Consider the following 22661-nt stretch of genomic DNA (forward strand, 5'->3'; position numbering starts at 1 on the left):
ACTCGGCGACAGAAAGCGGCGCCGTCCGTCGGGGGCAAATCCAGGCCGACCAAGGCCAGCGCCGGTTCCTCCTGCTCCATCAGGCGCAGGGCATCACTCGCGTCCCGAGCGTGCAGCAACACGAACTCCTCGCGGCCAAAAAAGCCCTCGGGGCGGGGAAGCGAATCGGGATCGGCAACGGCGACAAGGATTTTTTTCGGCATGGCGTGGAGCCTCGTCCGGGACGAAAGGGAATCAGCGCGCACAGTCGGAAGGATCGCCCTTGAGTTTGGCCAGGGCATGGGGCAAGGCGGGCAGCACCACCTCGAGATTTTCCCGCACCCCCTTGGGACTGCCGGGCAGATTAACGATCAGGGTCTTGCGGCGCACCCCGGCCAAGGCTCGGGACAACATGGCGTGAGGGGTCTTGGCAAGACTGGCGGCGCGCATGGTCTCGGCCATGCCCGGCACCTCGTAATCGAGAACCCGCGCGGTGGCCTGGGGTGTGACATCACGGGGCGTCAGACCGGTGCCGCCGGTGGTCAGGATCAGATCCAGCCCCTCGCGATCGCACCAGGCCACGAGTTTGGCGACGATGAGTGTCTCATCGTCGGCAATCACCTCGTAACAGCGAACCTCGCCCAGGCCGGCGACCATTTCGGCGATGACGCGACCGCTTTCATCCACGCGTTCGCCGCGCGCGCCCTTGTCGGACAGGGTGAGAACACCGATGGAAAAGCGCTGTTCGCTCATGGCGCCGCCGGGGAGGTTCCCTGACCCAGTTCAAGCACCCGCACCGCGTCGCCCTTGGCCACGGGGCCGCCCTGGCGCACCACGGCGAAGATTCCCTCCTTGGGCATCACGCAGTCGCCGGCCTGATAATAGATGGCGCAGCGATCATGACAGATCTTGCCGATCTGGGTAATTTCCAGCACTGCCTCATCGCCGACCTGAAGCACCGTGCCCAGGGGCAGACGACAGAGGTCGAGCCCGCGGGTGGTCAGGTTTTCGGCGAAATCGCCCGGCCCCACGTCAAGACCGGCGGCGCGCATCTTGGCGATGCTTTCCATGCCGAGCAGACTTACCTGACGATGCCAGTCACCGCCATGGCCGTCGGCCTCCAGGCCAAAACCAGCGACCAAGCGGCCCTGGCCGACATCCTTCTTACGCTCGCCCTTGCCGGGGCTGGTGCAGACGGCAACGATTTCCCCTTGCTGCATCCTACAGGCTCCTGAAAACTGGCGGTTAACCTAGCTCTTCTTCTCCTTGACCATCAGCATGCGCCGGGCGCTGTTGGCGATGACCTGGGACACATTACGGCTTTTGGCCAGCTGTTTCAATTCTTTTTCCGAAAAGGCATTGAGAAAGCGCAGCGCCTTGGGCAGCGGCGTGCGGGGGTGGACCACCAGGGCCTTGCGGATTTCCGGCACCTTGATCCACTCGTTGTTGAGCAGGATCAAGCGAATGAGCTCGTCGCCGGCGCTGCGGTTGCGCGCCACGGCCAGAACCTCGCCGTCGGTGATGCGCGGATTCTTGAGAACCGCCCCGCACACCAGCTTGTTGGAGTCGCGCAGCAGGATGGTGCGCCATTCCTTGTCGCCCGTCAGGGCCATCTTGATTTTCTCGGCCACCGGCATGTCTAGGGACAGCTGGTATTTGGACTGATTGATGTCCTCTTGCGCCCCTTCTTCCTCAGGATCCCCCTCGGCCGCCTCGGCGGGTTCTTCCTCGCCTTGCGCCTCGTCGGGGTCTTGGTCCCGCGCGCCGGGCGGCGTTTCCACCACCGGCACCTCAGGTGTCCCCCGCGTTAAACGCAGGCGCAGGGAGGGATCGGCCTTGGGGTTGGCGGAAATGGCCGCGGCAATCCCGGCACAGGCCGCGAGACGCCGGTCATTGGCGGCCAGGCATTCGACCGCCGCGGCGTCCCCCTGGCGGGCAATGCCCAGCAAGGTCGCATCGGCGGTGGAAGGATTCGCGATCACGGCGGAGAGGATTCCGCTGTCCCGCAGGTGGGTGCGCGCAAGCAGGTGCAGCAGTTGCGCGGGCGTTCGTGGATCGCCGGCGGCGGACAACAGCAGGTCGGTGGGCAGGGACCGCAGGGTATGGAGCGCCTGCTGGCGGATTTCCTCGTCAGGACGCTGATGGAGAAACAGCAGAACCGCCAGAAGGTCGCCGCCGCTCAACGGCAAGGACCCCCGAGCGGCATCGAGCTGTACCGCGCGGGGGGCATCCGCGGCAATGATCCGGGCGACCTGAGGTGAAACCCGCATGCGCCGGGAAACGGAGGAATCGGACATGATTCGCGCGCCAGGCCGGATCAGCGCAGCCGGATGATCTGCGCCTCCATGCCCTTGGCCCTGGCGGCGGCAGCGGCCTGTTCGGCCTCGGCGCGAGTCAGGAAATCACCAAAGCGCACCAGGGTCAGGGACACCTGGGCCCCAACCCGCTCCTCGGCCACATGGATGCCCACCGCCTGGAGACGCTGGGCAAGCTGCGCGGCGCGCTCGGCGCTCTGGAACGAGCCCGCGTAAACCACCATCAGATCGCCATCCATGAGGAAAAAAGGCTCTCCGCCCTGGAGGCGAATCTCACCCATCTTGGCCTCGCCCTGGCTGGGGAAGAAGGTGCCGACGCGCAAGCGTACCAGCTGTCCCTTGGTTTGGATCTGGCGCAGGCGGGGCTCATGACCGAGGCTACGGATCTTGGCCTGGGTTTCGGCAATCACCGGCGGGGTGGCAAACGCCCCGACCTGAACCGTGAACCGACCGGCGGGCGGCGCCGCCACGGAAGCGGCGGCGGGGGCAGGCTCGCTAGCCGCGGTGATATCCGGGGATGTGGCTATGGCCGCGGGTTCGCGCGAAGCGGCGGCGGAAGCCGGGGCCGGCGAAGGAGTCGCGGACTCGGCGGGCGGCTCCTTGGCCGCGGCAACCGGGGCAGGAGTCTCGGCGTGCGGGGCGGCCTCGGAGCCCTTCTCGGCCAGGGCGGAAGGCGTCGGCTTTTCCTCAACCGCGGTCGGCGGCGCGGGCTGCTCCGCGGCAGGCACCGAGGCGGTCGGAGCTTGCGCGGGAGTCTCGCCGGCGGATTCGCGCGCCGGCACCGGCAGGGTTTTGCTTTGCGTCGGCGCCACGCCGCCCGCCAGGGGCGGCGGAGCGGGCGCCTGGGTTCCGCTGAAATAGACCCAGGCGGCCGCTCCGACAACCACCAGCAACAGCAGGATCAGCAACACCAGGAGCCGTTGCGAGGCTCCCTTGTTCCTCGGCTCGATCGGCTGATCCGACCCGTCCGCCTGGTTGGGGTCGCTTCCCCCGCCCGCCATCGCCTCGTCGGAGGAAAACTCCTTCTCCTCGATGTCGAATTTCAGATCGTCCTTGTCGGTCATCCTGATCGGTCCTCCATCCATTTATTGCTTCAAGTGACAATTTGCGGCCGGCTATTCGGCTTTTTTCAGCTCGGCGAGCAGCCGCGCGGTGAGGTGCGGCGGCACCTCCTCATAGTGACTGAACTCCATGGTGAACATGCCGCGGTCGGAGGTCATGGACCGCAGCTCCGGCGCGTAGCGCAACACTTCGGCCATGGGCACCTGTACCCGGATCAACTGGCTGCCGGCCTTGGGCTCGACGCCCAGCACCTTGCCGCGCCGCGAGTTCATATCACCGATGACGTCGCCCATGCAATCGTCGGGCACCGTGATTTCCATGACCATCAGGGGCTCGAGCAGCACCGGCTTGCAGGCTTCCAGGGCCTTCTTGAAGGCCAGGGAGCCGGCCACCTTGAAGGCCATTTCCGACGAATCGACGCTATGGTGCGAACCATCGACCAGCGCCACACGGAAATCGACCACCGGATAACCGGCGAGAATACCCTGGTGGGAAGCCTCCTGGATGCCCTTGTCGACCGCCGGAATATACTGACGCGGCACCACACCGCCCACGACTTTGTCGACGAATTCGTAGCCGGCGCCGCGCGGCAGGGGCTCCATCTCGATCCATACGTCGCCGAACTGGCCGCGGCCGCCGGATTGTTTCTTGTACTTGCCCTGCACCCGGGTGCGCCCGGAAATGGTTTCCCGGTAGGGCACCTTGGGCTCCTTCAATTCAACTTCCACGCCAAATTTGCGCTTGAGCCGCTCCACCGCCACTTCCAGATGCACCTGGCCCATGCCGGACAGGATCATTTCCCGCGTATCCTCGTCGCGACCGAGTTGCAGGGTGGGATCTTCCTCGATGAGCTTGTGCAACGCCAGGCTCAATTTGTCCTCATCGCCCTTGCTCTTGGTCTGCAGGGCAAAGCTGATGACCGGCTTGAGGGGCATGGGGCTCTCGAAGATGATGGGCTTGGCTTCGTCGCACAGGGTATCGCCGGTGGTGGTCGCCTTGAGCTTGGGAATGGCGACGATATCACCGGCCACCGCCAAGCTGATGGGCTTTTGCTTCTTGCCTTCCATCTCGAAGATCTGCCCGACCCGCTCGGTGACGTCCTTGCACGGGTTGTGAACGCTGGAATCGGACTTGAGGGCGCCGGAATAGACCCGCAAGAGAGTCAGTTTGCCGGTGTAGGGGTCGCTGATGGTCTTGAAGACCATGGCGGAGAAGGGGCCGTCCTCGCTGGGCTGGCGTACTTCGTCGGCGCCGGTCGCGGGATGCTTGCCGTGCTGCTCGCCCTTGTCGATGGGCGAGGGCAGGCAATAAACGATGTAGTCGAGGAGTTGGCGGATACCGATGTTGGCGGTGGCACTGCCGCACAGCACCGGCGTGAAGGTTCCGGTCAGGGTTCCTTCGCGCAAACCGCGCAGGATTTCCTCCTCGCTGAGGGTTTCGGTTTCGAGATACTTCTCCATGAGTTCGTCATCGGCGTCGGCCACCGCTTCGAGCAGCAGGGCGCGCAGGCGCCGCGCCTCATCGAGATAGTCGGCGGGGATCTCGCCTTCCTCGTAGGTTCCCTTCTCGTCGAACTGAAAAATGCGCGCCTTCATCCGCACCAGATCGATGATGCCGCGAAACTCGGCTTCCTGACCGATGGGCATGACCACCACCACCGGGCGATTGCCCAGGGACTTGGCCATGTCATCCACCGCGCGCAGGAAATTGGCGCGCTCGCGGTCCAACTTGTTGACGAAGGCGATGCGCGGCACCTCGAATTCGTCGCACCATTCCCAGATTTTCTGGGTTTGGGCCTTGACGCCGGAGATGGCCGAAACGATCACGACGGAGCCGCCGAGAATGCGCAGGCAGTTGCGGGTGTCATGCAGAAAGTTGGAAAAACCGGGGGTATCGACGATGTGCAGGCTATGGCCTTGCCATTCGCAGTGATGAAGACTCGAACTCAGGGTTATGCCGCGCTTGATCTCCTCGGGCTCGAAATCCATGTTGGAGGTTCCGTCGTCGACCCGACCGAGGCGATCGACCATGCCCGTGTCGAAGAGAATCGCTTCGACCAGCGAGGTCTTACCCGCCCCGCCGTGAGCGACAATTCCCAAGTTTCTGATCTTCGTGGTGTCGTACTTTCCCATGGTTTCTCCTTTCACTCCATTGCGTGGCGACCTTGTGTCGCATGACAACCTTGGTGGAAAAGACATCCGGGCAGGATCACTCTGGCCAGGGCACGAATTCCTGAGCTCCGTCACCTCCTTGAAATAATTAGGCTTTCCTTGGATCGGTCAAGTCTAGCACCGGCTGGGCAGACTGTCAAAAAGCACCCCGATTGCGGCCGTGGATGATGCGCAGACCCTCGAGGGTTAAATCCGGCGCGACCTCGTCGATGGTCTTGGAGCTTTCCGCGATGAGCGCCGCGAGCCCGCCGGTGGCCACCACCAGGGGCTCCTCGCGGGATTCGCTCTTCATGCGGCTGACGATGCCGTCGACCAAGCCGACGTAGCCGAAGAAAATGCCCGCCTGCATGCTGGCCACGGTGGTCTTGGCGATCACCTGGGCGGGCCGGGAAATCTCCACCCGGGGCAGCTTGCTGGCGCGCTCGAAGAGAGCCTCGGCGGAAATGCCCACGCCCGGCGCGATGGCGCCGCCCTGATACTCGCCGCGCGCCGAGATGAAATCAAAGGTGGTGGCGGTGCCGAAATCGACGATGATCAGGCTGCGATGATAGCGCTCGTAGGCCGCCACGGCATTGACGATGCGATCCGCGCCGACCTCCTTGGGATTGTCGTAGTGAATCGGCATGCCGGTTTTGATTCCCGGCCCCACCACCTGCGGCTTTTTTCCGAAGTACTGGCGGCACAGCTGCTCGAAGGTGAACAGCAGCGGCGGCACCACGCAGGACAGGATGACGTCGTGAATGTCGCGAAAATGGATGTCGGAGAGCCGGAACAGGTCGTGGATGACGATGGCGTACTCATCCACGGTGCGCGCCTTGTCGGTGTTGATGCGCCAGCTGCGTGCCAGCCTGCTGCCGTCGTAAAGCCCCAGAACCGTGTTGGTGTTGCCGATGTCGATGGCGAGAAGCATGGAATTTCTGTCGTCGGTTGGTGGTTGTCGGAAAAACCCCTAGTCCAGGGGACGCACATCGCCGGCGTAGATTTTTAGGGGCGCGCCGCCGCCCTCATCAAGGAGTAGGGCACCCTGTTCGTCGATCCCGGCAAACAGCCCCTGCACCCGGTCGGCGCCGCGATCCACCTCGATCCGCCGCCCCTGCCAGGGGCAGAGCTCTTCCCACTGGCGAGCGATGGGCGCGAAGCCTTCGCCGAGAAACTGGGCATAGAGTTGATCAAGGTGCTGCAGCAGCAGCCGTGCCAGGGGCGCGCGCGGCCAACGGCGGCCCGTCGCCAGCTTGAGCGAGGTGGCGGGGTAACGCAGATCCTCGGGAAACTGATGGGCCTCCAGGTTGACGTTGATGCCCAAGCCCAGCACCACGTAATGAATGCGCTCGCTTTCCGCATTCATTTCGCTGAGCAGCCCGGCGACCTTGCGGCCGTCGAGCAACAGATCGTTGGGCCATTTGACGTCCGCCGCCAAACCGCAATATTCGCGGATGGCGCGTGCCACGGCCACCGCCGCGACAAAACTGAGCTGGGGCGCCCGCTGCGGCGGGACGGCGGGACGCAGCAGCACCGAAAGATGCAGATTGACCCCCGGCGGCGAATGCCAGCGCCGACCCAAGCGGCCCTTGCCGGCACTCTGGCCGTCGGCAACCACCACCGTGCCGTCGGGCGCGCCCTCCTCACCCAGGCGCTGGGCCTGGATGTTGGTGGAATCGGTCTCGCTGAAGTAAACCAGTTCGTGCCCCACCAGGCAGGTCCGCAAGCCCGCCTGGATTTCTCCGGGCGTCACCAGATCAGGCACCTCCAGCAGGCGGTAACCACGCGCCGCGGCGGCCTCGATTTGGCAATTTCGCCGGCGCAGAGCACGAATCTGCTTCCACACGGCCGTGCGTGAAACACCCAGCCGCCGGCTCAGTTCCTCGCCGGATATCCAATCGCCGTCCTGCGCACGGAGCAAGGAAAGCAGCCGGTCCTGGGAATTTTGCGAGGCAGTGGTCATGGCAACTCGAAAGAAAAAGGACTCCAGGGCCGACGCATCGCCCCAGGGAGGTCAAAACAGCATGGAGATATCCACCGCCCGGTAGGAATGGGTCAGCGCCCCGACGGAAATCAGATCGACGCCGCTTTCGGCAATGGCGCGCACGCTTTCCAGGTTGACGCCCCCCGAGGCCTCGGTGACCGCCCGCCCGGCGATGAGTGCCACGGCCTCGCGCAGTCCGGCGGGGTCCATGTTGTCGAGAAGAATCACATCGACCCGCGCGTCCAGGGCTTGCTGGACCTCGCTGAGGTTGCGGGTTTCAATTTCGATCTTGTGGATATGGGACAGGCGGCGGCGCGCCCCTTCCACCGCCGGGCCGATGCCGCCGGCCGCCGCGATGTGATTTTCCTTGATGAGCACACCGTCGTAGAGCGCGTAGCGGTGATTGCGCCCACCGCCCATGCGTACCGCGTATTTCTCCAGGATCCGCAGGCCGGGCGTGGTCTTGCGGGTATCGACGATCTGTGCCGCGGTGCCGCTAACGACCGCGACGAAGCGAGCGGTCAGGGTCGCCACCCCGCTCATGCGCTGCATGAGGTTGAGGGCGACGCGCTCGCCCTTGAGCAGGGACGCCGCATCCCCCTGCATCTCGGCGAGCAGTTCACCCCTGGCGACCGACTCGCCGTCGGCCTTGCGCGCGACAAAGGCGATGCGCGGATCCACGGTGGCAAAAACCTGTCGCGCCACCTCGATGCCGGCCAGGGTGAAATCCTCCTTGGCGATCAGGCGCGCCGCGGCCTGGGTTCCCGGAGCGATGGTGGCCTCGGTGGTCAGATCCCCCGCGCCGATATCCTCAAGCAGGGCGGTGCGGATGATGCGCTCGATCTCAAACATGAAAAACCCCTGAAAGTTTTATGAAAACAGCTTTTTATAACATAGCGCTCAGAGACCCGGCAACGGAAAAAGCCGCCCGCCGAGGTGCATGATTTTCTTTACTTTTTCGCGATTTTTTGTTAAAAGTCCATAATAATTTTTAACTTGAGGAGCCCTATGAAAACCCGTGACCAGGTCACCTGCCCCAACTGCTTCGGCATGGAACATCGCGAGGGTTTGGCAACGCCCACCTCGCGCAACCTCGGCAAGGACGACGAGTCGGCCGGCCGCGCGAAAAAAACGCGCTCCCAGCCCGACCGCGAAGGCACTCTGATCAAGATGTTCTGCAGCCGCTGCGGCCAGGAACTTAAAAGCCGCGGCAACCGCGGCTGATCCGCCTCGCGCACGCCCTCGCAAAAAAGCCGCTGGCCCCTAAGGGCAGCGGCTTTTTTGCGTCCCAATCCCCGCCCCGCTCAGCGCAGCAGGCGCGCCAGATAGAGAAAGGTCGCGCCCACGGAAAGACTGGCGAGGACGTTGCCCAGGTTGGCGCAGAATTGCGAGAACTCAAAGCGGAAGGGATAAGCCGCCGCCAGGGCCTGAAGGTCGTAAACCTGCATGTAGAGCAGCGATCCTTTCCACAGGAAAATGAACAGGAACACCACCATGAAGGCGAGAAATGCCTTGGCGATGGGCGTCTCCTTCACGTTTAGATAGATCTTGCGGATCATGTCGATGTTGATGAGAGACAAAAACACCCAGTTGGCATTGGCGATGATCTGGATGATTTCCAGGGTGCGCGCGGACGGAACGGGATTGACGAGAACAAAGCCCAGCGAGCCCAGGATGACCAGTCCCGTGCCGAGATAAACGAAGCGCCTCTTGCCCTCCACCTCCAAGGTGCGGGAAAAGACGTAGTACTCCATGAACCCGTGGGTCATGACCATGATGGCGACGGTGCCGATGATCGCTCCCATGGCCTGGACCTGCGGAATGTCCAGGCCCGGCAGAAAGGGCACGGCGGCGGGAATGATCTCGCCCACGAGGATCAGGATGAATCCCAGGCAGATGCTGGTCCAGACGCGGGCATTGCCGAGGCTGAAATAAAAGGAAACCGCTCCGGCGATCAGCCAGAGACCAACCTGCAAGACACTCAGGTTCATGACCACAATTCCTCCGGCTGCTTATTTAAGTAGGGACTTGACTCCGGATTTCATCTCTTCGAGCATGCGTGTGACCACCGAGGCTCCGGCCAGCAAACGCGCCGCCTTGCCGAGGGCGAGGTAGAAATTGACCAGGGTTGCCTCGGTCATCAGGGCGCTGGCGCTGACGGCCTTGTCGAATTCCTTATCCGTCAGGGCAGCACCGACCTTGCCCAGATGACGGGTCGCCGTATCGCGCAGAAATTCGAGGACCTGGCGGCGGCGCTGGGCTTCGCGTTCCTCGAGGGCACGGCCTTCCTCGGCCTCCTGGCTGCGGCGGCGCTCCTGCACCCGCGCGCGAGCGCGCTGCCACAAAGCCGCGAGATCGGCGGAGGCCTGCAAATCCGCCAGTTGCAATTCATCAAAACTCGCCGTGGCGAGTAAATCGATCTTGGCCCCGGGCAGGCGGGCGATGGACATGGACACATCGGCGGTGGTTTCGATGTCCGTCGCGCCATCGTGAAAAAACCCCAGGGCGTTGCCCCGGTCATAGAAGATCAGGGCGATGCGTTCGCCGGCATAGATGCGCAGGCAGCCGTTGAGCCGCTCTTCGCGGATGCGCCCCAGCAATCCCTTGATGTCGATGAGCTTGAGCTCCTGGCCGCGGTAGAGCACTTCGCCGTGCAACAGGGCGTGAATGCTCAGCGCCAATTCGGGCGAGAGCTGATAGATGTCGAGGGTCGTCTTGCCGAGGAGCGAAACCTCAAAGATCCGCCCGATGGCATCGTAGGCGACCCATCGCTCCGCGCTGTCTTCATACAGGGCGCTGACCAGCCTGCCGCGCTCGAAAATCAGGATGCCGGTCTCCTCCTCGCCCTCAAAGCGCAGATAGCCGGTAAAACTCCCCTGGTGCAGCTTGCCCAGGGCACCGGGAAGATCGACGCGGGCGGGATTGAGCTTTTCCTTGACGGGATTTCCGCGAGGCAGAAGAATCATGCGGTTGGTCGCTCTCCAAAGCGCGCGGCCCTAAAGCCGCAAAATCTTGACAATCCTATAATTAGCCAAAACTCACTGTCAACCGCAAATATCGCGGCATCGGCCGATACCTTCCACGGCCCTACCCAGGCTTGCGGCCCGTCACCAGGCCGGTATCCTCGCTCACCTGCAGCGCCTCGACTCCCTGGAAACCGATCTCCCGGAGCCACTGCGCGACCTCGGCGCGGCTGTAGGCCCTGCCCCCCTCGGTCATGACCAGCATGTGCATGCCAAAAATGGCCGGGCGCAGGGGACCCGCGCGATCGTCGTCGAGGAAAAATTCATGCACCAGGACACGCCCCCCGGGGTTGAGGGCGCGCCAGACTTTCTCCAGGAGCGCACGGCAGCCCGCCTCGCTCTGGGAGTGCAGCACCTGGGAAATCCACACGGCATCAAGCCCCGTGCCGAGATCGTTGCGCTGAAAATCGCCGGCAATCAGATCCACCCGGTCGAGCAGACCTCGGGCAGCCAGCTTTGCCCGGGCCACCTCGAGGGTTTCGGGGAGATCGAAGAGCCGGACCTCGCGCAATTGCGGAAAGCGCGAGAGAAATTCGGCGACGTAGGTGCCGGGGCCACCGCCGAGATCCATGAGCGTTTCGACATCGGACAGATCGAGTTGCGCCACCACCTGCGGCGCCAACTCGCGGGTGACGTCGTCCATGCCGTTGATGAAGATATGATTCCAGCGCTCACTGTCGACCAGAATCTCTTTCTCCATGGGGGTCACCAGATTGCCTTCGCGCAAAATCCGCTCAAGACCGTTCCAGGCCTGCCAGCAATGGTGCAGGTGCTTGAAGATATGGCCGCGATAGCCCGGCCCGGCACTCAGCCAGGTTTGGGCAAGATCGGCGTTGTGGTAGCCCGCCGCGCTCTTGTGGAGCAGGCCCATGGCCGTCAGGGCGTCGAGCAGAATGCCAAGGGCGCGGGGCTGCAGGCCTTTTTCGGCCGCCAGTTCCTCGGCGGCACGGGGCCGGCTCAGAGCGGCGAACAGATCCAGGTCGTTGGCCACCAGGAAAGTTTTTGCCGGCTGAAACCCACCGGCCAGGCGCAGCAGATCCTGAAAACTCTCAAGCTTCATTCTCCATCCTCCCTTGATGTCGCCCGCTGGTCGTCATGGCGCCAAGGCCGCAGAACCTTGCGCCGCAACGCGGCAAAACGCCCATAGCCCCCCGCCGCGGGGCAGTCCCGCGCATCCGTCCCACCGGGCGCCAGAAAAACCCGGGTCGCGGGCAATTCTTCCGGCAAACGGCCGGTAAGGGCACGCAACAGATCCCAAGCATGGGCGGACGACAGATTAGCTTGGGCGAGGCCCTCGGCCGGGCGGCCTGAGGCATCATAACCGAACAAAGCCACGGACATCCCCTCGTGCCAACCCGGCTCAGGCTTTTCCAGCACCAGCAGAGCCGTGCCGGGATCGCTGAGGCTCGGCTCCGCCCCGCCCACCAGGGATGCGAGACAATCGGTGTGGACGAGGCTTTGGCGCCGGCGCGCCGTGTCCTCGCAAAACCAGCCGGTCCCCTCCGCGGGCATTTCCCCGCACAGGGGGCAGCCGGCAGCGAGGCGCCGGCGGCGAACCCGTCCAGGGCCGCCGGAGGCTTGCGCCCAGGAGCGTCGGCGACCGGGCGGGGGCTGGGCATCGAACCTTTGCAGGACAAACTCCGCGAGATCCCGCAGCTGGCGATGCACCTGGGTGCCGCGCGCATGGGTGAGAACCGGAAAGACCCGCCGTGCGCTGCCCAGGGCGAGTCCCTCGACCTTGGGACTCTTGGCCAGGGCCGTCGGCGCGATCTGGTAACCGCGTTCGCGGGCGGCAAATTCCAGGAATTCCTGCACGCCCACCCCTTCCGCCAGGCGCAGGCGGCCGTCGACCAGGCTCGGCAGCAGCCACAGGGCCGCCTCGTCGCCGCCTTCGTCGCGCAGGGCACGCTGCAAGGCCGCGACATTGACCAGGGAGGCGCGGTCCTTGACCGGCGCCAATACCAGATCGGCCGCGACCAGGGCGCTGCGCGTGAAATAATCGAGAATCGGCCGGGTGTCGAGAATCAGCACGCCGCCCAAGCGTGAAACCTCCAGGGCGGCCCGCAGGCTTGCCGTATCGTCGTTGGGCGCGATCAGGCGGCGCTCGGAGGCGAAAAACCCCACGCCGTATTCTCCCAGCGTCACCCGCGCGGCGACATCCGATCCGAGCAGGCTGGATACGGGGTGCCCTCCGCGGCCGCCGATGGCGAACATGGCATCGACGCTGAAATGATTGTCGAAGGAGGCGATGGTGACCGGGAGATCCTCGCGCAGGGCCTTGAGGTAGACAGCGAGATTGGTGGCGATGGTGGTCTTGCCCACGCCGCCCTTTTCGCTGGCGACGGTGACGACGAAGGGCGCCCCGCCCGCCCTCATGGCCTAGCCCGCCACATCGAGTTCGAGGTCTTCCCAGCGCAGGTAGAGCCGCGCCAGTTCGGCCTGCAGCCGCTCATGCTCGGCTCCGGCCTCGCGTGCCCGCGCCGCGTCGGCGAAAAAGTCCGGCGCGGCCATGCGCGTCTCAAGGGCGGCGAGAGCGGTCTCGCAGTCTTCGATCAGCGCCTGCACTTCGTCGAGATCCTTCTGCCGGCGGCGTTCCTGACGCTTGGCCTCCTTGCGCTCCAGTTGCGCCTGTCGGCCCCGCTCGGGCTCGACCGCTGAGAGGGTCTGTTCCCGGCGCTGCTCGACCCGCTCGCGCGAATGGCTGCGGTCGCCGGTCTGTTCCTTGGCCCGCAGGAAATCCTCGTAGTTGCCGGGGTAACTCAGCAGACACCCGCCGCCCACCTCGACCACGCGCGTCGCCAGGGCGTCGACGAAATAGCGATCATGGGAGACGAACACCAGGGTGCCCGCATAATGGCGCAGGGCATCGAGGAGCACCTCCTTGGAGTGGAGGTCGAGATGATTGGTGGGCTCATCGAGCAGCAGCAGATTGGCCGGATGCAGCAGCAAAATGGCCAGGGCCAGGCGGTTGCGTTCGCCGCCCGAGAGCACCGCGACGCGCTTGTGCACATCATCGCCGGAGAAAAGAAAGGCGCCGAGCACATCGCGCACGCGCGGCACCATGTCGAAGGGGGCGGCCGCGGTGATTTCCTCCAGCACGGTGCGGCTGCCGTCAAGCACCCGCGCCTGATCCTGGGCGAAATAGCCGAGCCGGAGGTTATGCCCCTCATGACGCAAGCCGCGCAGGGGCTGCTCCACCCCGGAGAGCAGCCGCATGAGGGTCGACTTGCCGGCGCCGTTGGGTCCCACCAGGGCCAGGCGCTCGCCGCGCTCCACGGCCAGATCCACGGCGTTGAGCACCTGCAGATCGGCGTAGCCGTGAGACACGGCCTGAAGTTCCAGGGCCAGCCGTCCGCCCTTGGGCGGATCGGGAAAGCGAAAGGCGATTTTCTTGCGCGCCGGCGGCACCTCGATGCGCTCGATCTTTTCCAGCTGCTTGACGCGGCTTTGCACCAGCGCCGCCTTGTTGGCCTGATAGCGAAACCGGTTGATGAACGCCTCGATGCGCGCGATCTCCTCATCCTGACGGTGGCGCGCCTCGCGCAGCGCGCTGACCCGCGCCTCGCGCGCCTCCAGGTAGCGGCTGTAATTGCCGGGATATTCGGTGAGCCGGCCGTTCCAGATCTCGACAATGCGGGTCACCACCCGATCGAGAAAAAAGCGGTCATGGGACACCAGCACCACGGCGAAGGGATAATGAACCAGATAGTCCTCCAGCCAGTCACGGGCGGGAAGGTCGAGGTGGTTGGTGGGTTCGTCGAGCAGCAGCAGATTGGGCCGGCGCAGCAACAGCTTGGCCAGGCCGATACGCATCTGCCAGCCGCCGGAAAAGTGCTCGCAGGGCCGCTGCCAATCGCTTTCGGCAAAGCCCAGGCCATGCAGCACCTTGCCGATTTCCGCCTCCATGGCGTAGCCGCCTCGCTGCAGAAACAGTTCCTGCACCAAGGCGTAGCGCTCGAGGTCACGCGGGTTCTCGCCGTGCGCGAGAGCTTGCTCCAGGCTCTTGATTTCAGCGTCCAGACGCAGGAGTTCGTCAAGGGCGCCGCGCACCTCATCGAATAGCGTGCGCCCGCGATATTCGAGGCCATCCTGGGGCAGATAGCCGATGGTCGTTTCCCGGCCGCTTTGCACCTGGCCGGCGTCGGGACTGACCTGCCCGGCCAGCAGACGCAGCAGGGTGGTCTTGCCGGCGCCGTTCTCGCCGCATAATCCGACCCGATCCTGGGCGTTGATGGTCCAGTCGATGCCGGCGAAGACGGCCCGGTCCCCAAAAAACTTTTTTACGTTCTGGAGTTGAAACATGCCCTTTCTTATAGCACAGCCCCCAGAGCGCTTAAAACATTTAAAATGAATACTCTTTTTCAGAGCTTGGCTCTATCCAAAGGCGGGCGAGTCTGTTATATTCTGCCCAGACTCGGCCCTCGGCCGAGCCAAATTTCACGAAAATCCGGGCAGATGCCTCGCCCCCTGGGGTCGCTGCCTGATTTTTTCCACCGGAGCCTCCGGAGAACGTCCCCCTTCGAGGAGCAGCCTCTGTGCTGTCGCCTAGGTGACGACCGTCGAGCCCGGACCGAGCGTCGCCTTGAGTCAGGCCGACGGCAAACCATTTCAGGGGCGGCCCCCCGGCGCGCCCCGCAAAGGATCGATCCCATGAGTCGCAAGATGCTGATCAACGCCACCCATCCCGAGGAACATCGGGTGGCCATCGTCGAGGATGGCTTTCTGACCGAACTCGACATTGAAATCACCGGCAAGGAACAAACCCGGGGCAATATCTACAAGGCCCTTGTGGTTCGCGTGGAAAGCGGCCTGCAGGCCGCTTTCGTCGATTATGGCGCGGAGCGGCTGGGCTTTCTGCAGATTGGTGAAATTCATCCCGCGCTTTTGCCGAAAAGCGACAGCAACGGACGCAGCCGTGCCCGCATCAACGAAATCTTGCGTCCGGGGCAGGAAATCCTCGTTCAGGTCCTCAAGGAAGAACGCGGCACCAAGGGCGCGGCCCTGACCACCTTCCTTTCGCTGCCCGGGCGCTATATGGTGCTCATGCCGGAAAGCCCCACCAAGGGGGTCTCGCGCAAGATCGAGGAAGAAGCCGAGCGCAAAAAACTCAAGAAAGCCATGGCCGAGCTCGACCTGCCCGAAAACATGGGCTACATCGTGCGCACCGCCGGCATCGGCAAGCCGCCCGAGGAACTGCGCCGTGATTTCGACAACCTGGTCAAGGTCTATCGCGGCATCGAGGAACGCAGCCGCCAGCTCAAGGCACCGAGCCTGGTGTTTCGGGAATCCAATCTGATCATCCGCTGCATCCGCGATTATTTCACCGAGGACACCGAGGAAGTGCTGGTCGACGATCCCACCGTCTTCGAGGAAGCGCGGGAATTTTTCCGCATGCTCATGCCCGACAAACTGCGGTTGGTCAAACTGCATCAGGAACGCCGACCGATCTTTTCCCGCTACCAGATCGAGGAACAGATCGAGACCATGGCCCACAACAAGGTACCCCTGCCCTCGGGCGGATCCATCGTGCTCGACGCCACCGAGGCCCTGGTCGCCATCGACGTCAACTCGGGCAAAATGGCCGGCGAGCAGGGCATTGAAGCCACCGCCAGCAAAACCAACCTGGAAGCGGCTGTGGAAATCGCCCGTCAACTGCGTCTGCGCGACCTGGCCGGCCTCATCGTCATCGATTTCATCGACATGCGCGACCGCAAGCACATCAAGGCGGTCGAAAAAACCCTCCGCGATGCCCTGCAGAAGGACAAGTCGCGGGTCACGGTGGGGCGCATCAGCCAGTTCGGTCTGCTCGAAATGAGCCGCCAGCGCCTCAAGCCCATGCTCGCCGCGGCCTCCTACCTGGAATGCCCGCACTGCCAGGGGCGCGGCCGCATCAAGAGCTCCGAGGCGCAAGGCGTGGCGTTCCTGCGACGTATCCAGACGGCGGTCGCCAAGGGGCAGATCCGCCAGGCCGAAGGGTTTGTTCCCCTCGATGTCGCCGATTTCCTGCTCAACCACAAGCGTGAAGAGCTGGTGGGCATGGAGCAGAAATACGACCTCAAGATCATTCTCCACGGGCGCGCCGGCCTGCTGCCCCATCAATCCGACCTGAACCTGGTGCGCCGCGAGAAAGAGGACGAGCCTCGGGAAAAGCTGGAAATTCCCTCAGCGGAGCCAAGCAGCCTGCTCGAACCGGCCCCTGCCATGGAACAGTCCGCGGCTTCCTCGGAGAGCAAGGAAGAGGCGACCACCCCGGCCGGACCCGAGACGGAAGCGGAGGAGAAATCCGGCAAGAAGAAACGCCGACGCCGACGCCGAAAAAAATCAACCGGCGGCGAAGTACCGGAAACCGATGCTGAAAAAGAGGCTGACGAGGAGGAGGCACCCGAGGAATCGGCTCCTGCAGTCGAAGAGTTCGCGATTCCCGTCGCGACGGTCGTCGCCGAGCCGGTGCAGGGATCGGCTCCGGCGGCCCCCAAGGCGAAGAAAAAACCCCGCTCCCGCCGCCGCAAGAAAACGGAAAGCCCCAATGGCGCGACCATCGCTGCCGCCGAAGGGGCTGTCGCGGACCTGGCCTTGTCACGCGACCTGGACCTGGAACCCTCGCCCCTGCCCGCGCCACCGCCGGAGGTACCATCGGACGCCGCCGCCAGCCCCGCCGAGGAACAAAAGAGTCCGGCCCGCCCGCGCCGCAGCCGCGCCAAGAAAGCGGCGGAATCCCAGGATCCTGGCGAGAATTCCGAAGCGGCTTCGGCGGCTTCGGCGGTCGAGACGGCAACGGCCAAGCCCAAGACCGCCAGGGCGCGCAAGCCGGCTGCCAAACCCCTTGCCGAAGGACCGGACGCTGAACCCACCAAACCGGCCAAGCCGCCCAAGGCCCGCGCCACGGCGCGAAAAAAAGCCAAGCCGGGACCCCAAGCCGCTGAGGCTGAAGGCGCGCCGGTCGCGGAAAAAGCGGAATCCTGAAAATGCGAAAGGCTGCCCCCGGCAGCCTTTCGCATTTTCATTCGTTTATTTTTTAAGAAAAACCACCAAGGCGCCCGCGCCGCCGTAGCGGCGCGGAGCACGTCCCCACTCGATCACCCAGGAGCGTCCTTCCTCGTTCAAAAAGCGCTCGACTTCGCCGCGCAGCACCGGTTCTTCGTTGGAATGATGGCCGACACCGGTAATCACCAGAACGGTGCGCAGCCCCTGATGACGGCAATTGTCGAGAAAATGCCGCACCCGCTCCCGGGCGCGCATCCGATCCAGGCCGTGGAGATCGAGTTCGGCCTCGGGTTTAAACCGCCCCCGTTCCAGTTCGCGCATGCGCCGCGGCGAGGCCTGGGGCTCCGGCGGTTCAACGGGAAGCTCATCACGGAAGGTGCATTGCATTTCCCCGAGCGCCCGCAGGAAAAGGGTTTGGTCGTCCTCGGGGAGCGGTACGGGTGGAGGCGGCGACCCTTCGGAATCTTCCTCCCATTCGGGCTCGGCGAGGGGGTCCTCGCCCTCCCCGGCGGCGCGGTGCTTGGTTGGAGAGACGCGCAAAAAGGCCATCTCCTCCAAAAACAGGAGTTCATCCTTTTCCGCGGCTGGCAGCGGAACCGGCTTAGCCTCCTTGACCTTCGGGGTTTTGCCGGGCGGCGCCGAAACAGACAACCCCTTCAGATCCCTGAAGGGGTTGTGAGCAAACTGAGGTTGCTTGACTTCGGCCGAAGGCTGCGGCCGTTTCTTGCGAGCCATGGCTTGACTCCCCGCCGGGCTAGCGCCGCACGATCTTGCGCCGTCCCATGACGGCCCGGGTCTGCTCCTTGACCACGGCGCCGGGTTTCTCCAGGTGAAACTGATACCAAAGATCGCCGAAGGCGCGCATCTTCATGCGCCGCCCTTCCTTGAGGGCCTCGAGATTGGCGGAGAGACGCTCATCGGCGCCGGCTTTCTTGAGGCCCTTTTCCAGAATCTGCTCGGCCTTCTCCTTGTCGCCGACTTTTTCCAGGCAGTAAGCGTAGAGGGCCCACAGAAGCGCTTCCTTTTTGTTGGCGGCCACCGCCTTTTCAAAGGTTTCGACCATTTTGGTGGTCTGGTTGCGCTTCATGTAACAGATGGCCAGCATGGCCATGCCCACCCAATGCCGCACGAAACCTTTTTGCAGATAATCAAAGGCCTTGGCGAAATCACGCTTGAGATAGAGCAGGGTGCCGATCTGGGAATTGATCTGGCCTTTGACGTAGAACTGCCAATTGGCGAAACGGTAGCCCGATTCGAGGGTCTTGACCGCCTTGTCGACGCGCCCGCCCTGAAGGTCGCGCTGCGCCGACTCCATGAGGTTCGCCACCTTTTTCATGACGGCGCGGGTCAGCAGCAGGTAGCAAACCGTAAAAAGCACCAGGGCGATCAGCGACGCCAGCCAGAGATCCAGGCCGGCCAACTGAACCAGAACCACCGTGGAGACAAGACAGAGCGCGAGGGAGATGGCAAGGTTGAACATAGAACGGGGGCTTCCTTTCCCGTGGGGTATCTAGCGGCGAGTGAGTCTAACAATCCGCCCGGGAAATGTCAAAAACTTCCGCGTGGCGCGCCACGGGCATGAAAGCCGGCGATCGCTTAGCGCGGCAAGTGGGGATGGAAGACCAGCCGATCGATGCCCAACTCGGCGAGGTTCTCAGGCAGACGGGGATTTTCGAGAAATTGGGTGTTGCCGCACTGCAGCAGGGTGCCGGGCTCGCGGGATGAGATCAGGGAAAAAACCTCCCCGCAGGGCTGGCCGCAGGGCCCGCGGCTGCCTGGCGGGCGCCAGGGGCAGCCACGGGTTGAGGTGACGAAGGCATAGGGATGATGCAGGGAGCCTTGCAGGCCCGCCGGCAAGGCCGCCACACCCTGCAAGAGGTTGTCGAGCTCGACCCGCGCAATGCCCAACTCGGCGAGCAACTCCCGGGCATGCGCGCCGTACCAGCTGCCGCGCCGGAAATAATCCAGGGCCGCCCCACGCAAGCCGAGATCCAGAATCTGGGGACCGCGTTTTTGCCCTGACAACACCCGCCCCAGCACCAAGGGAACCTGGGGACAGGCCGCACGCGCGAGGGTTAGCGCGCCCCAGTCGGAGAGAAGAATTTCATCACCGTCCTGCAAGGCCGGCGCAATAAGATCCAAAGTCTTGCGCAGCCCTGGGAGAAAATCCTCGGCCACCACCGGCGTTGCCAGGGTGAAAGCCATCCCTGCCGCCCGAGCGGCGCCCAGGGCTGCCTCGATCCGCTCCGCTTCGGGAAAACTCCAGCAGCAGAATTCGCTGCCGAAATACAACCGCTCATAGCCCTGAGGCAGAGCACCGGTCAGGCGGTTGAGAAACAGGGCGCGCCGCGATTCAACCACGCTGGTCCGCTTGTACATGCAGCATCAACTGATCCCCGGGGCGCAGGACATGGCCCTGGGGCAGGTTGTTCCAATTGAGGATTTCGCGCGCATCGACCTGATAGCGCCGGCCGATGTCCCAGAGGGTATCGCCGGGCTTGACGGTGTACACCACCCGTGACGCGGCCTTGCTTTTCGCCGGAGCCGCGGTTTTGGCGGGGGTGCGCACCGGCGCCGCGGAGACCGTCAACTGCTGTCCGGGCCGCAGCACGGCCTTGCGGTCCAACTTGTTCCAGGTGCGCAGATCTCCCTCGCTCACCTCGAAACGCCGTGCGATGGACCACAGGTTGTCACCCTTCCTCACCGTGTAGGTACGCCGCGGCGTGCGCTTGGTATCATCAGCAAGTTCCTTGACCGGTCGTTGGGTATAGCCTGGCTTGAGGGGCAGGATCAGATCGCTGCCGATCCGCAGGGCCCGGGCATTCTCGATGCGGTTGAGGGTCAGGATATCCTCGACGCGAATATTGTACTGCTTGGCGACCTTGTTCAGGGTATCGCCGGGCGCCACCCGGTGACGAGCGTAGCGCAGCCGCTCGGCGGCGGGAAGCTTGGCGTAGGCCTGGGCAAAGTGCTCCTTGGTGCCGGGGGGGATGCGCAGGGCGTGATTTTTACGCCCCGGCGGCGTGCTCCAGCGCTTGAGTTCCGGATTGAGCGCCTTGAGGTCTTCATAGGAGGCGCCACAGAGTTCGGCCGCCACTTCCAGATCCGTCGCCGAGGGGAGCTTGACCACATCATAGGCCAGCGGTTCAAGGTAGTTGAGATCGGTAAATCCGTATTTCTCGGGCTCCTTGGCGATCAGCAGAGCGGCGAGGAGCTTGGGCACGAACTGCCGGGTTTCCTGCTGCAAGTGCTCGCCGCGGGTCAGTTCCCAGAAATCCCGTGTGCCCAGGGTGCGGATCGCCCCCTGAATGCGCCCGCCGCCGGCGTTATAGGCCGCCACCGCCAGATACCAGTCGCCGTCGAACTGCTGGTGCAAGTCTCGCAGGTAGCGGGCCGCGGCATGGGTGGATTTCTCCGGATCGCGGCGCTCGTCAAACCACCAGTCCCCCTGCAGGCCATAGTGGCGTCCGGTGCTTTCGGTAAACTGCCAGGGGCCCAGGGCCTTGGCCCAACTCTGGGCGCGGCTGTTGAAACCAGATTCAATCATGGCGAGATAGGCCAGATCCTGGGGCACGCCATATTCGGCAAAAATCTGCCGCATCATGGGCACATAGCGGCCCGAACGCTCCAGCCAGCGGGTGAAGGTGCCGCGCGCCGGTCCACTGTAAAGGTCCAGGAAATAACGGACTCGGGCATTCTCCATTACGGGAAAATCAAAAATAACCTCCTCGTGGCGCACTGTCTCCCCCTCGGCATCGGGAAACAAGGGGGAGGCGCCGAGCAGATAGAGATCCTCATCCGTCGCCTCGTCACCGTAGGATTCGCCCTCCTCGTCAAGGGGCGCAGCGAAATTCTCCTCGGCAAGAGGTTCGGGAACCGCCGCACGGCGGGCAGCAACGACGTCCTTGGCGGAAGGGGCCTGAATGGGTGCGACGGGTGAAAGAGCTGGGGAAGGCGCAACGAGGGAAGGCCGCGGCCCAGCGGGTTGACACCCGCCCAGCCACAGAGCGATCAACAGAACGAGAATAAATCCGCGCATCGGAAACAACCTCCTGAAAAACGAAAGACGAACCTACAGGGACGCGTCCGGCCTCGGGTCCGGAAGAGAGGCTTCCTGGGGCCAGAAGCGCTGCTGCAATTCTTCGAGCAGCGCGGTGAAGGTGGCGCGCTCCAGGGCGCTGACGGGGATGGCTGCAAAGCGGCGGCACAAGGCCGCCACCTCGCCGGAGGGCAAACGATCGATTTTGTTGAACACCAGCAACCGGGGAATTCGCGCCAGATCGAGATCCTGCAGGATGCGCTCGACGGCCGCGATATGCTCCTCGAAGCGCTCGGCCGATATATCCACCACATGCAGCAGCAGATCGGCATCCTCGAGTTCTTCCAGGGTCGCCTTGAAGGCGCCGAGCAAGCTCTTGGGCAATTTGCGGATGAAGCCGACGGTGTCGGTGATGATGACCTCGCGTTCCTCGGGAAAACGCAGGCGCCGGGTGGCGGTATCGAGAGTGGCGAAGAGCAGGTCCTCGGTGAACACCGCGCTCTGGGTCAGGGCATTGAGCAGGGTCGACTTGCCGGCATTGGTGTAACCGACGATGGAAACGATGGGCACCTCGGCGCGAATGCGCCGCTGACGGCGCTGACGACGGCCCCGGGCGAGTTCCTCCAGTTGCTTTTCCAGCCGCGAGAGACGCTCGCGGATGCGCCGCCGATCGATCTCCAGCTTGGTTTCCCCGGGGCCGCGCCCACCGATGCCGCCCATCAGCCGCGACATGGCGGTGCCCTTGCCGAGCAGGCGCGGCATCAAGTACTTGAGCTGCGCGACCTCGACCTGCACCTTGCCGTCGAGGGTATGGGCGCGGCGGGCGAAGATGTCGAGGATCAACTGGGTGCGGTCGATGACCTTCATTTCCGTCATCTCGGAAATGGAACGCACCTGACCGGGAGACAGATCCTGATCGAAAATCAGCAGCGTCGCGCCCTGTTGCAGGGCACGAATGATGACCTCGCGAATCTTGCCTTCCCCCATGAGAAAGCGCGGGTGAATCTTCTGGGTGCGCTGCACCACCCGGTCGAGCACGACCACATCGGCGGTGCGCGCCAGTTCCGCAAGCTCGTTGAGGGACTCCTCGAGTTCGGATCGGGCCTCGCTGCCGGCGGAAATCAG

At 63.9% G+C, this 22661-nt stretch carries 20 protein-coding genes and 1 pseudogene; 2 read left to right on the forward strand and 19 right to left on the reverse strand.

Going from position 1 to position 22661, the window contains the following annotated elements; genetic code table 11:
* From QAT43_RS06060 to nadC, 9 genes and pseudogenes are all read right to left on the reverse strand, one after another.
* A pseudogene (locus QAT43_RS06060) lies at positions 1 to 203 on the reverse strand (hypothetical protein); the annotation flags it as partial.
* A 31-nt stretch (positions 204 to 234) separates the two neighbouring features.
* Positions 235 to 732 carry a MogA/MoaB family molybdenum cofactor biosynthesis protein gene (locus QAT43_RS06065; RefSeq protein WP_305042153.1) on the reverse strand — a complete coding sequence of 166 codons (498 nt, stop codon included), beginning with the start codon at positions 730 to 732 and terminating at the stop codon, positions 235 to 237.
* Positions 729 to 1199, reverse strand: coding sequence for an MOSC domain-containing protein (locus tag QAT43_RS06070; RefSeq protein ID WP_305042154.1), 471 nt, complete (start codon positions 1197 to 1199; stop codon positions 729 to 731). Before QAT43_RS06070 ends, QAT43_RS06065 begins: the two co-directional genes overlap by 4 nt.
* Positions 1200 to 1229: 30 nt before the next feature.
* Positions 1230 to 2276, reverse strand: coding sequence for a hypothetical protein (locus tag QAT43_RS06075; protein ID WP_305042155.1), 1047 nt, complete (start codon positions 2274 to 2276; stop codon positions 1230 to 1232).
* Between the two features lie 20 nt (positions 2277 to 2296).
* A complete protein-coding gene (locus QAT43_RS06080; protein ID WP_305042156.1) occupies positions 2297 to 3358 on the reverse strand; it encodes an SPOR domain-containing protein in 1062 nt (353 codons plus the stop codon).
* 51 nt (positions 3359 to 3409) lie between these two features.
* Positions 3410 to 5488 (reverse strand): elongation factor G, encoded by a 2079-nt coding sequence (fusA, locus tag QAT43_RS06085; RefSeq protein WP_305042157.1) that lies wholly within the window; start codon positions 5486 to 5488, stop codon positions 3410 to 3412.
* Positions 5489 to 5663: 175 nt separating this feature from the next.
* Entirely contained in the window at positions 5664 to 6437 is a 774-nt protein-coding gene (locus tag QAT43_RS06090; protein ID WP_305042158.1) for a type III pantothenate kinase, read from the reverse strand.
* Positions 6438 to 6476: 39 nt separating this feature from the next.
* Positions 6477 to 7469: a biotin--[acetyl-CoA-carboxylase] ligase gene (locus QAT43_RS06095; RefSeq protein WP_331517558.1), complete on the reverse strand. Its 993-nt coding sequence runs from the start codon at positions 7467 to 7469 to the stop codon at positions 6477 to 6479.
* Between the two features lie 51 nt (positions 7470 to 7520).
* Complete coding sequence (gene nadC / locus QAT43_RS06100) at positions 7521 to 8342, reverse strand: carboxylating nicotinate-nucleotide diphosphorylase (RefSeq protein ID WP_305042160.1); 822 nt, start codon at positions 8340 to 8342, stop codon at positions 7521 to 7523.
* A gap of 156 nt (positions 8343 to 8498) precedes the next feature.
* Here nadC and QAT43_RS06105 point away from each other — a divergent pair, with 156 nt between their 5' ends.
* Positions 8499 to 8714 carry a hypothetical protein gene (locus QAT43_RS06105; protein WP_305042161.1) on the forward strand — a complete coding sequence of 72 codons (216 nt, stop codon included), beginning with the start codon at positions 8499 to 8501 and terminating at the stop codon, positions 8712 to 8714.
* Between the two features lie 80 nt (positions 8715 to 8794).
* Here QAT43_RS06105 and QAT43_RS06110 read toward each other — a convergent pair whose 3' ends face one another.
* From QAT43_RS06110 to QAT43_RS06130, 5 genes are all read right to left on the reverse strand, one after another.
* Entirely contained in the window at positions 8795 to 9481 is a 687-nt protein-coding gene (locus QAT43_RS06110) for a hypothetical protein (RefSeq protein ID WP_305042162.1), read from the reverse strand.
* A 21-nt stretch (positions 9482 to 9502) separates the two neighbouring features.
* Entirely contained in the window at positions 9503 to 10456 is a 954-nt protein-coding gene (locus QAT43_RS06115) for a hypothetical protein (protein WP_305042163.1), read from the reverse strand.
* A gap of 121 nt (positions 10457 to 10577) precedes the next feature.
* Entirely contained in the window at positions 10578 to 11573 is a 996-nt protein-coding gene (locus tag QAT43_RS06120; protein ID WP_305042164.1) for a methyltransferase, read from the reverse strand.
* Positions 11570 to 12889 carry a ParA family protein gene (locus QAT43_RS06125; RefSeq protein ID WP_305042165.1) on the reverse strand — a complete coding sequence of 440 codons (1320 nt, stop codon included), beginning with the start codon at positions 12887 to 12889 and terminating at the stop codon, positions 11570 to 11572. Before QAT43_RS06125 ends, QAT43_RS06120 begins: the two co-directional genes overlap by 4 nt.
* A 3-nt stretch (positions 12890 to 12892) precedes the next feature.
* The gene (locus QAT43_RS06130) at positions 12893 to 14815 is read right to left on the reverse strand and encodes an ABC-F family ATP-binding cassette domain-containing protein (protein ID WP_305042166.1); all 1923 of its coding nucleotides are present in this window, start codon (positions 14813 to 14815) and stop codon (positions 12893 to 12895) included.
* Between the two features lie 348 nt (positions 14816 to 15163).
* On the opposite strand from QAT43_RS06130, the gene QAT43_RS06135 reads away from it, so the two are divergent.
* Complete coding sequence (locus QAT43_RS06135; RefSeq protein ID WP_305042167.1) at positions 15164 to 17476, forward strand: Rne/Rng family ribonuclease; 2313 nt, start codon at positions 15164 to 15166, stop codon at positions 17474 to 17476.
* A gap of 45 nt (positions 17477 to 17521) precedes the next feature.
* Here QAT43_RS06135 and QAT43_RS06140 read toward each other — a convergent pair whose 3' ends face one another.
* The 5 genes from QAT43_RS06140 to hflX form a co-directional block, all read right to left on the reverse strand.
* Positions 17522 to 18232 carry a Smr/MutS family protein gene (locus QAT43_RS06140; protein WP_305042168.1) on the reverse strand — a complete coding sequence of 237 codons (711 nt, stop codon included), beginning with the start codon at positions 18230 to 18232 and terminating at the stop codon, positions 17522 to 17524.
* 19 nt (positions 18233 to 18251) lie between these two features.
* On the reverse strand, positions 18252 to 18977 hold the full coding sequence (locus QAT43_RS06145; RefSeq protein WP_305042169.1) for a tetratricopeptide repeat protein: 726 nt from the start codon (positions 18975 to 18977) through the stop codon (positions 18252 to 18254).
* A gap of 116 nt (positions 18978 to 19093) precedes the next feature.
* On the reverse strand, positions 19094 to 19876 hold the full coding sequence (locus tag QAT43_RS06150; RefSeq protein ID WP_305042170.1) for a hypothetical protein: 783 nt from the start codon (positions 19874 to 19876) through the stop codon (positions 19094 to 19096).
* Complete coding sequence (locus tag QAT43_RS06155; RefSeq protein WP_305042171.1) at positions 19851 to 21536, reverse strand: LysM peptidoglycan-binding domain-containing protein; 1686 nt, start codon at positions 21534 to 21536, stop codon at positions 19851 to 19853. The genes QAT43_RS06150 and QAT43_RS06155 overlap by 26 nt, the downstream gene beginning before the upstream one ends.
* 33 nt (positions 21537 to 21569) lie before the next feature.
* A partial coding sequence (hflX, locus tag QAT43_RS06160; RefSeq protein ID WP_305042172.1) for a GTPase HflX occupies positions 21570 to 22661 on the reverse strand: 1092 nt, incomplete at its 5' end.

Origin of the sequence: Geoalkalibacter sp. (assembly GCF_030604225.1) — a bacterium.
Classification (GTDB): domain Bacteria; phylum Desulfobacterota; class Desulfuromonadia; order Desulfuromonadales; family Geoalkalibacteraceae; genus Geoalkalibacter.

What these genes read in the sequence shown, in the direction of transcription:
- QAT43_RS06065 (WP_305042153.1), bottom strand. Translation starts at nt 732, where the DNA reads ATGAGCGAACAGCGCTTTTCCATCGGTGTTCTCACCCTGTCCGACAAG.
- QAT43_RS06070 (WP_305042154.1), bottom strand. Translation starts at nt 1,199, where the DNA reads ATGCAGCAAGGGGAAATCGTTGCCGTCTGCACCAGCCCCGGCAAGGGC.
- QAT43_RS06075 (WP_305042155.1), bottom strand. Translation starts at nt 2,276, where the DNA reads ATGTCCGATTCCTCCGTTTCCCGGCGCATGCGGGTTTCACCTCAGGTC.
- QAT43_RS06080 (WP_305042156.1), bottom strand. Translation starts at nt 3,358, where the DNA reads ATGACCGACAAGGACGATCTGAAATTCGACATCGAGGAGAAGGAGTTT.
- fusA (WP_305042157.1), bottom strand. Translation starts at nt 5,488, where the DNA reads ATGGGAAAGTACGACACCACGAAGATCAGAAACTTGGGAATTGTCGCT.
- QAT43_RS06090 (WP_305042158.1), bottom strand. Translation starts at nt 6,437, where the DNA reads ATGCTTCTCGCCATCGACATCGGCAACACCAACACGGTTCTGGGGCTT.
- QAT43_RS06095 (WP_331517558.1), bottom strand. Translation starts at nt 7,469, where the DNA reads ATGACCACTGCCTCGCAAAATTCCCAGGACCGGCTGCTTTCCTTGCTC.
- nadC (WP_305042160.1), bottom strand. Translation starts at nt 8,342, where the DNA reads ATGTTTGAGATCGAGCGCATCATCCGCACCGCCCTGCTTGAGGATATC.
- QAT43_RS06105 (WP_305042161.1), top strand. Translation starts at nt 8,499, where the DNA reads ATGAAAACCCGTGACCAGGTCACCTGCCCCAACTGCTTCGGCATGGAA.
- QAT43_RS06110 (WP_305042162.1), bottom strand. Translation starts at nt 9,481, where the DNA reads ATGAACCTGAGTGTCTTGCAGGTTGGTCTCTGGCTGATCGCCGGAGCG.
- QAT43_RS06115 (WP_305042163.1), bottom strand. Translation starts at nt 10,456, where the DNA reads ATGATTCTTCTGCCTCGCGGAAATCCCGTCAAGGAAAAGCTCAATCCC.
- QAT43_RS06120 (WP_305042164.1), bottom strand. Translation starts at nt 11,573, where the DNA reads ATGAAGCTTGAGAGTTTTCAGGATCTGCTGCGCCTGGCCGGTGGGTTT.
- QAT43_RS06125 (WP_305042165.1), bottom strand. Translation starts at nt 12,889, where the DNA reads ATGAGGGCGGGCGGGGCGCCCTTCGTCGTCACCGTCGCCAGCGAAAAG.
- QAT43_RS06130 (WP_305042166.1), bottom strand. Translation starts at nt 14,815, where the DNA reads ATGTTTCAACTCCAGAACGTAAAAAAGTTTTTTGGGGACCGGGCCGTC.
- QAT43_RS06135 (WP_305042167.1), top strand. Translation starts at nt 15,164, where the DNA reads ATGAGTCGCAAGATGCTGATCAACGCCACCCATCCCGAGGAACATCGG.
- QAT43_RS06140 (WP_305042168.1), bottom strand. Translation starts at nt 18,232, where the DNA reads ATGGCTCGCAAGAAACGGCCGCAGCCTTCGGCCGAAGTCAAGCAACCT.
- QAT43_RS06145 (WP_305042169.1), bottom strand. Translation starts at nt 18,977, where the DNA reads ATGTTCAACCTTGCCATCTCCCTCGCGCTCTGTCTTGTCTCCACGGTG.
- QAT43_RS06150 (WP_305042170.1), bottom strand. Translation starts at nt 19,876, where the DNA reads ATGTACAAGCGGACCAGCGTGGTTGAATCGCGGCGCGCCCTGTTTCTC.
- QAT43_RS06155 (WP_305042171.1), bottom strand. Translation starts at nt 21,536, where the DNA reads ATGCGCGGATTTATTCTCGTTCTGTTGATCGCTCTGTGGCTGGGCGGG.